Consider the following 13,138-nt stretch of genomic DNA (forward strand, 5'->3'; position numbering starts at 1 on the left):
CATTACACTTTTATGACAATCATCCAGCTGCGGGGGCACAGACGATGAAAATAAGGGCCACGGTGATTTGCGAGCACGACGGGCACATCCTGTTCGTGCGTAAAGCCCGCTCGAAATGGGCATTGCCCGGCGGCAAGGTCGAGCGCCATGAGCGCCCGGCAGGCGCTGCCGCACGAGAACTGGAAGAGGAAACCGGGCTGAACGTGGACGGTTTGCTGTTATTGCAGGAGCTGAAGGCCAGCGACACCCTGCACCATGTGTTCGAGGCGTCGGTGGTGAATATCGACGAAGCCCGGCCACTGAGCGAAATCAAGGAATGCCAGTGGCATCCCTACACACGCCTGGAAGACCTGGATACCACCCAGGCCACCCAGCAAATCGTCAAATCCTTCCTGCGCCGTCTCTAAGGCGCCGCCAGTTCCGGGCTTTGCCCACTGCGCAACAACGCCTGTCTTACCAGACCATTGGCTTTCTGCCGTTCGACAAAGGATTTGACGAACGCGGCAGCGGCTGCGTGCGCTACCGGTACTGCGACCGCCTGGCTGATACTCATGAAGTCATCCTCCAGCAGGCGCCAGCGCTCATCCAGCCGGGTTCGCAGGTAATCCCGAACCCCGGCCGCAGCGTTCAGGCCTTGCTCGATAAACAGGTCCACGGCAGCCGCCGAGGTCGGCTTGCGTACCAGTTCGGCATGCTGCACCGTGCGGCTCAGGTACAGGTCATACGCGGCACCCTGGCCGACAGCGATGCGTTGGCCCGGAGCATCGAGTTGGGACACGCTGCCCAGGGGTGAATCCACCGCCACCAGGTACGTACCCTTGATGATCACGTAGGGCGCGCTGAAGGCGATTTCCTGCTCGCGCACCGGTTCGATCGCCAGGAATGCCACGCGCCAGCGGTCATCGCCCAGCGCGGCGAAGACCTTGCCCGCCGCATCAAAAGTGATCAACTCAAGGCCGACCGCCAACTCATCGGCCAGGGCCCTGGCCAGCGCCACCGACACGCCCTGGGGCTGGCCGTCCTCGCCGCGCTGGGCCAGCACCGGGTTGCCAAAGTTGATGGCAGCCCTGAGCACACCCTCGGGGGCCAGTTGTTGCAGTACCTGCGGGTCAATCATTACGCGCTCCTTGAACGGTTCTTTGCACGGTCTTGCGAATGACGAAGGGCAAGACGCCGCCGTGTTCAAGGTAACCAACCTCCTGCAACGAGTCGAGGCGCAAGGTCAGGGGGGTACGCGTGGTCTCACCGGTGGCGCGGTCAATCTGCAAGGTGATCGGGTTCTCGCCGACCTGCAACGCGTCCAGGCCGAGGAAGCTCAGGGACTCACTGCCGTCGAGGTTCAAGTCCTGCACCGATGCGCCTTCGTCGAACACCAGCGGCAACACGCCCATGCCGATCAGGTTACTGCGATGGATTCGCTCGATGCTGCGGGCCACCACCACCTTGATCCCCAGCAGGGTCAGGACCTTCGCTGCCCAGTCGCGGCTGGAGCCGGCACCGTAGTTGATCCCGGCGAACAACACGGTGGGTGTACCGGCGTAGCTTTGCGCGGCGAGGTACAGCGGCAGGTAGTCGCTGCGGTCGGCATTCCAGGCCCAGACGCCCTGGCGCGGGGGCTGGTCGCAGGACAGCAGATTGTTCAGGCGCGGGTTGGTAAACGCGCCGCGCACCATCACTTCGTGGTTGCTGCGCCGGGTCGAATACTGGTTGAGGTCCGCCAGCGCTTCACCGCGCTCCCGCAGCCAATGCCCGGCCAGGCTGTCGGCCGGAATCGTGCCCGCCGGGGAGATATGGTCGGTGGTGATGTTATCCCCCAGCACCACCAAAGCCCGGGCGTTGCTGATGGCCAAGGACGCGGCCGGCACCGGCGTTACCCCGGCAAGGTACTGCGGGCGGCGCAGGTAAGTGGAGGCCGGGTGCCAGGCAAACTGCACGCTGGCGTCGGCTTCCAGCGCCTGCCAATGGTGAGTGCCTTGCCACAGCAGTGCCTGGCGCTGGTGAAACAGCGCCGGGCGCACCACCGCCGCCACTTGCGCGGCCACCTCGGCTTCGCTGGGCATCAACTCATGCAGGAACACCGGCTGGCCGTGGGCATCCATCGCCAGCGGTTGGGCCGACAGGTCAGTGTCGATGCTGCCGGCAATCGCATAGGCCACGCACAACGCGGGCGAGGCAAGGTAGCCGGCAGGGACTTTCGGGTTGACCCGACCTTCGAAATTGCGGTTGCCCGAGAGCACCACCACGCCTTTCAAGCCCTGCTCGGCGAAGGTCTCGACATGGCGTTCGAGGCTGCCGGAATTACCGATGCAGGTCATGCAGCCAAAGCCCGCCAGGTCGAAACCCAGCTCGGCGAAATCCTCCAGCAAGCCGGCGGCTTCCAGGTAATCGGCCACCACCCGTGAGCCTGGCGACAGCGACGTCTTGACCCACGGTTTGCGCGTCAGCCCACGGGCGCGGGCGTTGCGGGCGAAGAGCCCGGCCTGGATCATCTGCGCCGGGTTGGCGGTGTTGGTGCAACTGGTGATGGCCGACATCACCACCGCGCCATGGGTGATCGGCACCTGGAATGACGGCTCGAAGAAATCCTGCTTTTGCGCGCTTACATGCTGATGAAACGACGCCCCGGCGTGGGCCAGGGACTGGCGCTGATGGGGCTGATGCGGGCCGGCGACACTCGGTTCAACCTGCGCCAGATCCAGCTCGATCAACTCATCGAACACCGGCTCGGGGTCGTCGTCCCGGCGCCACAGAGATTGCGCCGACATGTAGGCCGAGACCTTGTTGATCAAGGCCTGCGGGCGCGCACTCAGGGTCAGGTACGCCAGCGTCTCGTCATCAAACGGGAAAAACACCACGGTGGCACCGTATTCCGGCGCCATGTTCGCCACGGTGCCCCGCGCCGCCCAACTCAGGGACGCCAGGCCCGGCCCGGTGAACTCGACAAACTTGCCGACCATGCTGCGCCGGCGCAGCAGTTCAGTCACCGTCAGTGCCAGGTCAGTGGCCGTCACGCCGTCGCGCAACGCATTGGTGACGCGAATGCCCACCACCTGCGGATAAGGAATCGGCACCGGTTCGCCGAGCATCGCCGCCTGCCCTTCCAGCCCGCCAACGCCCCAGCCCAGCACGCCGATGGCATTGATCATCGGCGTGTGGCTGTCGGTGGCGACCATGCAGTCGGGGTGCAACAGCACGTGGCCGTTGCGCGGCGCGCTTTCCCACACCACCTGGGCGATGGACTCCATGTTCATCTGGTGGATGATCCCGGTGCCCGGCGGGATCACCTTGAAATTATCCAGGCTGGCCTGGGCCCACTTGATAAAACGGTAGCGCTCGCTGTTGCGGCGAAAATCGATGTCCAGGTTGGCATCCACCGCGCCCGCCTCGGCGTAGTGCTCGACGATCACCGAATGGTCGATGGTCAGCACCGCCGGGATCGAGGGGTTCACCGCCCGTGGATCACCGCCCAGTTCGGCCACCACATCGCGCATGCCGGCGAAATCCGCCAGGGCCGGCAGGCACGTGGTGTCGTGGAACATCAGCCGGTTGGGCTGGAACGGCACCTCGCAATCCGGCCCTTCGCCGATGGCCCGCGCCGCTACCTGTGGCAATGAAGCCGGGGCACAGCGGGCAATGTTTTCCAGGAGAATGCGCACGGAATACGGCAGGCGCTGCAGTTGCGCCGGGGTCAGCAACTGGTGCAGGTCGATCCAGGCAAAGCGCTGGCCGTCGATGTCGAGGTGACTGAGATACTCACTCATAGCTGTTTGAATACCCGTTCGATACGCTCAAGGCCCCAGTCCAGTTCTTCGCGGGTAATGGACAACGGCGGTGCGATGCGCAGTACGTTTTCGTGGGTTTCCTTGGTCAGCAGCCCTTCGGCCAGCAGCGCTTCGCAGATGGGCCGCGCATCGCGGTCCAGTTCCACGCCGACCCACAAGCCACGCCCGCGAATCTCGCGGATGGCCGGCGAGTGCATGGCCTTCAGGCGCTCCACCAGGTAGTGGCCCAGTTGCGCGCTGTTATCGATCAAGCCCTCCTCTTCCAGCACCTTCAACGCTTCCAGGCCAATGGCCGCCGCCAACGGGTTGCCGCCGAAGGTCGAGCCGTGGCTGCCGGCGTCGAACAGGTCCATGATCGAATGATCAGCGACGAACGCCGACACCGGCATGATCCCGCCGCCCAGGGCTTTGCCGAGGATCAATGCATCGGGGCGAATGCCTTCGTGCTGGAAGGCGAACCACTTGCCGGTACGGCCCAGGCCGGACTGGATCTCATCGAGGATCAGCAAGGTGTTGGTCTGGTCGCACAGCTGGCGCAGTTCCCGCAGGAAACCTGCGGGCGGCACGCGAATGCCGGCCTCGCCCTGGATCGGCTCGATCAGCACCGCGCAGGTGTCGGCGGTAATGGCCTGGCGGAAACTCTCGATGTCACCGAAGCGCGCCTCGGTAAAACCGTTGCAGAATGGGCCGAAGTCGGCCTTGTAGTCCGCCTCCGACGAGAAGCCGACGATGGTCGAGGTGCGGCCGTGGAAATTGTTGTCGGCCACCACGATGTTGGCCTGATTGGCCGGGATGCCTTTGATCCGGTAGCCCCAGCGTCGCGCCGCCTTGATCGCGGTTTCCACAGCTTCGGCGCCACTGTTCATCGGCAGGGCCGAGTCGAAGCCCGTGATGCGGCACAAGGTCTTGAGGAAGTTGCCCAAGGGTTCGCTGTAGAACGCCCGGGACACCACGCTGATCTTGTCGATCTGCGCCACGGCGGCGGCGCGGATGCGCGGGTGGACATGGCCGTGGCTGACGGCGGAATAGGCCGACATCATGTCCAGGTAGCGCTTGTCATCATCGCCAATGGCCCAGACGCCCTCGCCCTTGACGATCACCACCGGCAAGGGGGAATAGTTGTGGGCGCAGAATTGGTTTTCGAGGGTGATTGCCGGGTTGGGGTGCATGGTGGGGATGTCCTGCCGAATAAATAATGAATGAACAACAAAGACCCAATGTGGGAGCGGGCTTGCTCGCGAATGCGGAGGGTCAGTCGCCGGAGATGTTGGCTGACCCTCCGCATTCGCGAGCAAGCCCGCTCCCACATTTTGACCGTATTCCATAGCTGGCAAATCAGGCGCTGAGTAGCTTGCCGCTGCGAATCGGCGTGGCACCGGACACCCGGCCCAGCGGATCCCCCGGCTTCACAAAGCGCACGTCACGGCGCATGTACAACACGCCGGTGTTGTGGCTGCAAACCGTGGTGGCCTGCCCACTGTGGGGATCAACGATATCGAACAACGCCTGCCCGGCCTCGATGCGACTGCCCACCGCCGCCCGGTGTACCAGCACCCCGGCGCACGGCGCATAAAACTGTTCGCTGCCGGCCAACGGCGTCGCCGGGTTGCGCAGGGCCGGCAATGGCCGTGGCGCGCCTTCAACCGCGCCCAGGTGGGTCAGGTAATCAATGATCGCCGTGGCGTCATGTTCTGCCAGTTCATAGGACACATCCCGCTGGCCACGATGCTCGACGGTCACCGCCACGCTGCTGTCCGGAATCGGAAACCGATCGCCAAACCGCTCACGCAGGTTGACCCACAGCAGGTACAGCGCCTCATCGAACGAGTTGGCCTGGGAATCGGTGGCCAGCAACGAGGCTTCAGAGCCGATGTAGCGCGCCAGCGGCTCCACGGTCGCCCACACTGCCTCGCCGGTGTACACATGCATCGCCGCTTCGCGGGAGCAGTGCAGGTCCAGCACGATGTCGGCATCGTGGGCCAGCAGCATCAGGGTGCGTTGCAGCGACTGGAATTCGTCCAGCGGCGCCGCGTCCAGCAGACATTCGCCCCAGGCCTGGCGGATCAGTTGGCGGTTGGCGTCGATGTCCTGGCCCAGCAGGTGCTCGATCCTGTCGGCGATTGCCTGGTACGGCACCGGAAAGCCCCGGTTGTAATTACGCCCGCTGCCCAGTTCGAAACGCCCGCTGGGCGCGCCCATGATGTATTGGCTCAGCCCGGTGGGGTTGGCCACGGCCACCAGCACGATTTGCGCATTCAGCCGGTTGGCATTTTCCAGTTCTGCCAATTGCCGGCGCAGGTGCGCGGCCACCAGCAGCGCCGGGGTTTCGTCGGCATGCAGCGCCGCCTGGATATAGATTTTTCGACTTGCACCCATTGCACCGTAATGCTCACTGTCCACGTGCCTGTGGGTGCCTTGTGTCGCTTGCAGCAAGGGGTGTGATTTAAGTTTCATAAACCGGAAATCTCGATATTCGAGTGATGAACGCTGAAGAAATATTAACGAGCCGGCGTGATCGTCTGTAAGGGCGGCCCACACTATCTTGATCTGGTAATCCGATCAGTGTGGGAGCTGGCTTGCCTGCGATGGCGGTGGGTCAGCCAGCCTATTCCGTGACTGACCCACCGCCATCGCGGGCAAGCCCGCTCCCACAGTGGGTGGTTACCAGAGCGCCAGGGTGTAACCCAGCATCACGCGGTTCTCGTTAACGTCGTTGAAGTAGTTGCCTTTGCTCAGCGCATTGCGCCAGCGCATCGACACGCCCTTGAAGGGCCCGTTCTGCACCACGTAGCCCAGGTCCAGGTCGCGCTCCCACTCGCGGCCTTCGCGGTTGAAGCCGAGCACTTCAGCCGAATCACCCTTGGCGTACTTGATCCCAAACAACAGGCCGGGCAAGCCGAGATCGGCGAAGTTGTAGTCGTAGCGGGCGTGCCAGGCTCGCTCCCTGGTTTGGGTGAAGTTGCTGAACTGGTACTCGGTGAACAGGTAGGTGATGGAGCCGTCCAGGTAGGTAAACGGCGTGGTGCCGTATTGCTGCTGGAAGCCGCCGCCGATGCTGTGGCCGCCGTACTGGTAGGTCAGGCGGCTGCTCAAGGCGCTGTTGTCGACCTTGCCCGCCAGGCCCGCGCCGTCCTTGTCCGACTTGAAGTAGCGCACGTCGGTTTTCAGCGTGCCCGGCCCCAGGCCGAAGTTGTTCTTGAAGCCCACGTATTGCTGCTGGTAGATGCTGTCCAGCGCCGCGAAGTGGTAGCTGAGCAAGGTGTTGGGGGTCAGCGAGTAGTCGCCACCGGCAAAGCGGAACTGGTCGCTCAGGGCGGTGCTCTTGTAGACCTTGCTCACCGTGGTCAGCTTCATGTCTTCGTAGTTGGTGGAGTCACGGTCCTTGGCCTGGTCGATCTGCCCGAGGGTGATTTTCAGGTTGCTGATATCGTTGGACACCAGCTGGGTGCCGCTGAAGGACTGCGGAAACAGACGGCTGGTGTTGGGTTGCAGGATCGGAAGGTCCGGCACCAGGTAGCCCACACGCAGCTCGCTTTTGGCGAAGCGGGCCTTGGCGGTCACCCCAAGCTTGGAGTACTCGTCGGAGACATTCTTGTCGCTGTCACGCTGCAGCAAACCGGTGCCGGACAGCCCCGGGCTGGAGTCGAGTTTCACCCCCAGCATGCCGGTCAGGTCCAGGCCGAAGCCCACGGTGCCTTCGGTGAAACCGGACTTGATACCGAGGATAAAACCTTGGGCCCACTCGGCACGCATCGACTGGGAAGCGGCCTCGCGGTAGTCACGGTTGAAGTAGTAGTTCTTCAAGTCCAGCGTACCGCTGCTGTCCTTGATGAAGTCTGCATGGGCCAGTGACGGGACCAGCCCGCTGCTGACAACGCCGACGCCGGTGATGAGTTGAGTCAGGGATTTTTTCATTTTTTTAGCTCCTGGCAGTGGGGTGGGGGTTGGTGTTTTTATTGTTCTTCGGGCATGGCTTCGCCGTTCGCGCAAATCGGCGATTTGCGCGGCGGGTGACGTCAGTCCTGGGTTACAGCGCTAGCGGTACGGGGCCCTGGCGGATGCGGTAGCCACCGTTTTCAAGTTTCTCCAAGGGGCTGGCGGCGGCCAGCAGCTTGCGGGTATAGGGGTGCTGCGGGCGGTCGAAGATCTCGTCGCGGGCACCCATTTCCACCACCCTGCCCTCGCTCATCACCGCCACCCGGTGGGCGATGCGTTCCACCGCCGCCAGGTCGTGGGAGATGAACAGGCAGGCAAAGCCGTACTGCGCCTGCAGGCGCTCGAACAGCTCAAGAATCTGCTTCTGGATGGTCATGTCCAACGCCGAGATCGGCTCATCGGCAATCACCAGTCGCGGGTGCCGCACCAGCGCCCGGCCAATGGCCACCCGTTGACGCTGGCCACCGGACAACTGGTGCGGGAAGCGGTCGACAAACTGTTCCGCCAGGCCGATGTCCACCAGGGTTTTCGCCACCCGCTCACGACGCTGCGCGGGCGTCATGCCGGGCACATGGCGCAGGGGTTCGGCGAGGATGTCGCCAATCTTCATGCGCGGGTCGAGGGACGAATACGGGTCCTGGAAAATCATCTGGCATTGCAGGCGATGGTCACGGTTGCCAGCCTTGAGAATATCCACGCCCTCAAACTCGATGGCACCGGAACACGGGCTGTTCAGGCCGACAATCGCCCGGCCGAGGGTGGTCTTGCCCGAGCCGCTGCCGCCCACCAGCGCCAGGGTTTCCCCCGGGGCGATGGACAGGTTTGCCGAATGCACCACCCGCTTGAACTGGCTGCGGCCCCACAGGCTGCGCGGCCCCGGGTGCTCGATGCACACGTCCTTGACCGTCAGCAACGGCCGGTCCGCCTTGGGCAAGGCTGCCAGGGTGCCGCGCCGCGGCAGGGCCTCGAGCAGTTGCCGGGTGTACTCGGCCTTGGGCGCCAGCAGGATCTGCTCGATGGTGCCCTGCTCCACCGCGCGGCCTTCGCGCATCACCACCACTTTGTCGGCGTAGCGCGCCACCAGCGACAGGTCGTGGCTGATAAACAGGATCGCCGTGCCCTGCTCGCGCGTAAGGTCGAGCATCAGTTTCAACACGTCCAGTTGCGCCAGGCAATCCAGGGCCGTGGTGGGCTCGTCGGCAATCAGCAAGGCCGGGCGCAGCAGCATCACCGAGGCGAGCATGATGCGCTGGCGCATGCCGCCGGAGAACTCGTGGGGAAACGCCGCCAGGCAACGCTCGGCGTCCTTGATGCCGATATGCCCGAGCATCTCCAGGCTGCGCTCGCGGATCTGCGCATCGCTCAGCCTGGTGTGCAGGCGCAGGCCCTCGGCCATTTGCTCGCCGATGCTCATGGACGGGTTGAGGGACACCATGGGTTCCTGGAACACCATGCCGATCTTCGCCCCGCGCAACTGGCGCAATTGCTCCGGCGCAAGGCTGCCCAGGTCATGGCCCTGGAAACGCACCTGGCCGCTGCATTGCTCAAGCGGCGGTGGCAGCAGGCCGATGGCGGCGCGGGCGGCCATGGTCTTGCCGCTGCCGGACTCGCCCACCAGCGCCACGATTTCGCCGGGGGCGATGGTGAAGCTCAGGTCGTTGACCGCCAGCGGGCCGTTGGCCCCCACGCGGATTTTCAGCTTGTCGACTGCCAGAAGGATGTCAGTCATGGTCATTTACTCATCCGCGGGTCGAGACGATCGCGCAAGGCATCGCCACACAGGTTGAACGCCAGCAACGCCATGGCGATGCAGACACCGGGAAACAGCCCCAGCCAGCTGGCCGTGGCGATATACGGCCGGCTGGCGGCGAGCATGTTGCCCCAGGTGGCGGCCGGCGGCGGGACGCCCAGGCCGAGGAAACTCAGGGAGCTTTCCGCCAGGATCGCCCAGCCGAACATACTGGTGGCCAGCACGCACACCGGCGCCACGCAGTTCGGCGCGATGTGCCGCAGCATGGTGTACAGCTCGGAGTTACCGATCACCCGCGAGGCTTCGACAAACTCTTTCTCGCGCAACGACAACACCGTGCCGCGCACCACCCGCACCACCGACGGTGTGTAGGCCAGGCTCAAGGCAAACACGATGCCGTACAGGCTCGGGCCGATGATCGCCATCAAGCCCAGGGCCAGCAGGATCCCGGGAAACGCCAGCAATGCATCGTTGACCATCATCAAGCCCCGGTCGACCCAGCCCCGCAGGAACCCGGCCAGCAGGCCCAGTACCGTGCCGGCGGTGATCGCCAGCGTCACCGTCAACACACTCACCCACAGGCTGGTGTGCGCGCCGATCATCAGGCGGCTCAGCACGTCGCGACCGTACTCGTCAGTGCCCAGCCAGTGCGCGGCGGTGGGCGCCTGCAAGCGCGCCAGCAGGTTCAAGGCCAACGGGTCATGGGGCGTCCAGACCAGGCCCAGCAAGGCCATGATCAACAACAAGGCCAGCAGCAGCGCGCCGATCAGCGCGTTCAGCGGCGGCATACGCCAGGCCCTGGGGGCACGCGCCGGTGCCGGCAACAGCACCTCGGGTGCGGCAGGTAGAGGCTTATTCATAACTTAACCCTGGGGTCGAAGAGCGGGTACAGCAGGTCCACCAACAGGTTGACCAGCACATAAACAAAGGTCACCAGCAGCAGGCAGCCTTGCAGCACGGGGTAGTCCCGGGCGTAGATGGCGTCGACCATCAGCCGGCCGATACCTGGCAGGGTGAACACGGTTTCGAGCACCGCGATGCCGCTGAGCAGGTTGCCGAGGATCAGGCCGATCAGGGTCAGGGTCGGTGCAAACGAGTTGCGCAGCGCATGGCGCCACAACACCGCCCGCTCCGACAAACCCTTGGCGCGGGCATGGGTGATGTATTCCAGGCGCAGCACTTCAATTGCACTGGCCCGCGCCATGCGGGTGATCGCGCCGAGTTCCACCAACGTCAGCGTGACAATCGGCAGCACGATAAAACTCAAGGCCTGCCACGGCGATTGGCCGAACGACACGTAACCCACTACCGGCAGCCAGCCGAGCTTGATGCCGAACGCGTAGAGCAACAGCAGGCCCAGCCAGAAACTCGGGATCGACAGCAACAGGGTCGCGGTGGAGACCACGCCAAAGTCCAGGGAACTGTTCTGTTTCCACGCCGAGAGCAAGCCTGCCGGTACCGCAATCAACGCCGCGAGCAACACCGAGACCAGCACGATCCCGGCACTCACCTGGAAGCGGTCAAGGATCAGCGGCAACACCGCTTCATTGGTGGTGATGGAATGCCCGAGGTCGCCGCTGAGCACCGCCTTGAGCCAGACCACAAACTGCAGCGGCAGCGGCTGGTCCAGGCCCAGGGACGCACGGGCGACCTCCAGGCTGTGGGCATCGGCCATGTCGCCGAGCATCAGCAGCGCCGGATCACCGGGCACCAGGCGGATGATCGCGAACACCATCAGCGAGATCAGCAGCAAGGTCGGGATCGACATCGCCAGCCGTTGAAAGATGAAACGCAACATCCTCAGTTACTCCCGGTCGCAGGCACGCTGACGGTCCACAGGCGCGGCTTGGACACCGGCCAGGTGCGCAGGCCTTTGACGTAATCACGGCTGGCGGCGATGGCATTGCCGTTGTACATCGGGATCATCGGCACGTCCTTGAGCATCTGCTGATGCAGTTGGTCGAACAGCGCCTGGCGCTTGCTGATATCGCCTTCGCGCTGGGCTTCACGCAGCCATTCCTGGGCCTGGGGGTTGTCCCAGACCTTGCGCGCTTCCTTGTCCTTGTCGCCGGTCATCGAGTCGAAACTCAGGGCCGGGTCAAGGCGTTCGGAATACGGGAACGCCATCATCTGGTAGTTGCCGGTCTGGTAGCGCTCCAGCTGGGTGCCCCACTCCAGGGTTTCCAGTTCCAGGTTGATGCCGCTGGCCTTGGCCATGGCTTGCACGAACACGCCCATGTCGAAGATCGCGGCGTAGCGCTTGTTGACGATCAGTTTGATTGGCTGGCCTTTATAGCCAGCTTCCCGCAGCAGTTGGGCGGTCTTGGCCGGGTCGAAATCGAAGCCCTGGTTCTCGATTGCCTGGTGGTAGTGGCTGCCACTGGCGACCATCGAATTGTTGGCCTGGGAACGGCCACCGGTCAGGGCGGCGACGATTTGTGCGGCGTCCAGCGAATGGGCGATGGCCTGGCGCAGGCGCACATCTTTGAGCAAGGGGTCGCGGGTCTGGAACAGCAACGCGTTGACCGACATGGTGCCGCTGGAGGTGACCTTGATGCCGGGGTTGGCAGCCAGTTCGGTGGCGTCCAGCGGCGTGACGTCAATCAGCAGGTCGACGTTCTTCGACAGCAAGGCCGCCTTGGCCGCCGCCGGGTCCGGGATCACCAGCAGGCGCACGCGGTCGAGGGTCGTGTTTTTATTGCCGGTGTAGCCATCCGGCTCTTTCTCGTCCCGCGGGGTGTAGTTGGCGTTGCGCAGCAGGTCGATGTATTGGCCGGGCTTCCACTCGCCCAGGCGGAACGGGCCGGTGCCGATGGGGGCTTTCCACTGGCCGTCGACCACCGAGTCGGGGTGCAGGATGCCGCTGCCACCGCATTCCGGCAGCGCGGTGCTGGTGAGGAACAGGCCGTTGGGCTTGTCCAGGGTAAACACCACGGTGAGTGGGTCCGGGGCGCTCATGTCGACGATTTTCGCGCCGCCATGGCCGTCGAACTCAGGGGCGCAGCGCCATTGGGTTTTCGGGTCGAGGTAGTGTTTCCAGGTCCACAGCACTTCGGCGGAGGTCAGTGGCGCACCGTTCTGGAACTTGACCCCGTTGCGCAGGTGGAAGGTGTAGCGCAGGCCGTCGTCGGACACCTGCACGTCCTTGGCCAGCAGCGGGCCGACGGTGGCATCTTCACGGAAGGCCACCAGTCCTTCGGTAATGTGCAAGATGACGGCGTCGGAATTGGTGTCACGGTTGACGCCTGGCTCGGTGCTGCGAATGTCGGCGTTCAACGCGACTTTCAATAGATTCTCGGCGTGGGCAGTGCCCACCAGCGCGGCGGACAAGGCGCCAGCCAGGAATAAAGTCTTGTTCATGATAAATGCACCTTGAATGATCCTTACGCTTGGGTTCGGACGCTGGCAGGACCCAAAAAGAGGCACGGCCGAACACCTGAATAGTTGTTGTTGTTTTAGTCGCTGATTACGGTTTGCGAATGTTCCTGGACCGATCTTATTCGCCACCCAATCAACTTGAGAAGAACGCTCCGAGTGATCGGGCTCGGTTTATCCGATCATCAACCATCCGTGAGTTGCCCTGGCGTTACCGTACCGAGAAATCAGGGCCTTGAGCTGGAAAAGATGGGGTTTTCTTGATCAGAAATAATGATCGCGATCATCCAGACCG

General features: G+C 63.7%; 10 protein-coding genes. 1 reads left to right on the top strand and 9 read right to left on the bottom strand.

Annotation, left to right across the window (positions count from 1 at the left end; translation table 11 throughout):
- Positions 1–44: 44 nt before the first annotated feature.
- The gene (locus HX811_RS22115) at positions 45–407 is read left to right on the top strand and encodes an NUDIX hydrolase (protein ID WP_032899596.1); all 363 of its coding nucleotides are present in this window, start codon (positions 45–47) and stop codon (positions 405–407) included.
- Here the strand turns inward: HX811_RS22115 and HX811_RS22120 are convergent.
- From HX811_RS22120 to HX811_RS22160, 9 genes are all read right to left on the bottom strand, one after another.
- On the bottom strand, positions 404–1,117 hold the full coding sequence (locus tag HX811_RS22120) for a transporter substrate-binding domain-containing protein (RefSeq protein ID WP_177047383.1): 714 nt from the start codon (positions 1,115–1,117) through the stop codon (positions 404–406). The two genes, HX811_RS22115 and HX811_RS22120, sit on opposite strands and share 4 nt — an antisense overlap.
- Positions 1,110–3,761 carry an aconitate hydratase AcnA gene (gene acnA, locus HX811_RS22125; RefSeq protein WP_177047385.1) on the bottom strand — a complete coding sequence of 884 codons (2,652 nt, stop codon included), beginning with the start codon at positions 3,759–3,761 and terminating at the stop codon, positions 1,110–1,112. Before acnA ends, HX811_RS22120 begins: the two co-directional genes overlap by 8 nt.
- Positions 3,758–4,951 carry an ornithine--oxo-acid transaminase gene (rocD, locus tag HX811_RS22130; protein WP_087694138.1) on the bottom strand — a complete coding sequence of 398 codons (1,194 nt, stop codon included), beginning with the start codon at positions 4,949–4,951 and terminating at the stop codon, positions 3,758–3,760. Before rocD ends, acnA begins: the two co-directional genes overlap by 4 nt.
- A gap of 166 nt (positions 4,952–5,117) precedes the next feature.
- Complete coding sequence (locus HX811_RS22135; protein ID WP_177047387.1) at positions 5,118–6,236, bottom strand: succinylglutamate desuccinylase/aspartoacylase family protein; 1,119 nt, start codon at positions 6,234–6,236, stop codon at positions 5,118–5,120.
- 207 nt (positions 6,237–6,443) lie between these two features.
- Positions 6,444–7,697: an OprD family porin gene (locus HX811_RS22140; protein WP_008437109.1), complete on the bottom strand. Its 1,254-nt coding sequence runs from the start codon at positions 7,695–7,697 to the stop codon at positions 6,444–6,446.
- A gap of 112 nt (positions 7,698–7,809) precedes the next feature.
- A complete protein-coding gene (locus HX811_RS22145) occupies positions 7,810–9,453 on the bottom strand; it encodes an ABC transporter ATP-binding protein (protein ID WP_023658920.1) in 1,644 nt (547 codons plus the stop codon).
- A complete protein-coding gene (locus HX811_RS22150) occupies positions 9,450–10,328 on the bottom strand; it encodes an ABC transporter permease (RefSeq protein ID WP_102604802.1) in 879 nt (292 codons plus the stop codon). Before HX811_RS22150 ends, HX811_RS22145 begins: the two co-directional genes overlap by 4 nt.
- Complete coding sequence (locus HX811_RS22155; protein WP_177047390.1) at positions 10,325–11,266, bottom strand: ABC transporter permease; 942 nt, start codon at positions 11,264–11,266, stop codon at positions 10,325–10,327. Before HX811_RS22155 ends, HX811_RS22150 begins: the two co-directional genes overlap by 4 nt.
- 2 nt (positions 11,267–11,268) lie before the next feature.
- On the bottom strand, positions 11,269–12,828 hold the full coding sequence (locus tag HX811_RS22160) for an ABC transporter substrate-binding protein (RefSeq protein WP_177047392.1): 1,560 nt from the start codon (positions 12,826–12,828) through the stop codon (positions 11,269–11,271).
- Positions 12,829–13,138: the final 310 nt, after the last annotated feature.

It is taken from the genome of Pseudomonas sp. F8002, assembly GCF_013385495.1.
In the GTDB taxonomy this organism is placed as follows: domain Bacteria; phylum Pseudomonadota; class Gammaproteobacteria; order Pseudomonadales; family Pseudomonadaceae; genus Aquipseudomonas.

What these genes read in the sequence shown, in the direction of transcription:
- HX811_RS22150 (WP_102604802.1), bottom strand. Translation starts at nt 10,328, where the DNA reads ATGAATAAGCCTCTACCTGCCGCACCCGAGGTGCTGTTGCCGGCACCG.
- acnA (WP_177047385.1), bottom strand. Translation starts at nt 3,761, where the DNA reads ATGAGTGAGTATCTCAGTCACCTCGACATCGACGGCCAGCGCTTTGCC.
- HX811_RS22120 (WP_177047383.1), bottom strand. Translation starts at nt 1,117, where the DNA reads ATGATTGACCCGCAGGTACTGCAACAACTGGCCCCCGAGGGTGTGCTC.
- HX811_RS22145 (WP_023658920.1), bottom strand. Translation starts at nt 9,453, where the DNA reads ATGACCATGACTGACATCCTTCTGGCAGTCGACAAGCTGAAAATCCGC.
- rocD (WP_087694138.1), bottom strand. Translation starts at nt 4,951, where the DNA reads ATGCACCCCAACCCGGCAATCACCCTCGAAAACCAATTCTGCGCCCAC.
- HX811_RS22135 (WP_177047387.1), bottom strand. Translation starts at nt 6,236, where the DNA reads ATGAAACTTAAATCACACCCCTTGCTGCAAGCGACACAAGGCACCCAC.
- HX811_RS22115 (WP_032899596.1), top strand. Translation starts at nt 45, where the DNA reads ATGAAAATAAGGGCCACGGTGATTTGCGAGCACGACGGGCACATCCTG.
- HX811_RS22140 (WP_008437109.1), bottom strand. Translation starts at nt 7,697, where the DNA reads ATGAAAAAATCCCTGACTCAACTCATCACCGGCGTCGGCGTTGTCAGC.
- HX811_RS22155 (WP_177047390.1), bottom strand. Translation starts at nt 11,266, where the DNA reads ATGTTGCGTTTCATCTTTCAACGGCTGGCGATGTCGATCCCGACCTTG.
- HX811_RS22160 (WP_177047392.1), bottom strand. Translation starts at nt 12,828, where the DNA reads ATGAACAAGACTTTATTCCTGGCTGGCGCCTTGTCCGCCGCGCTGGTG.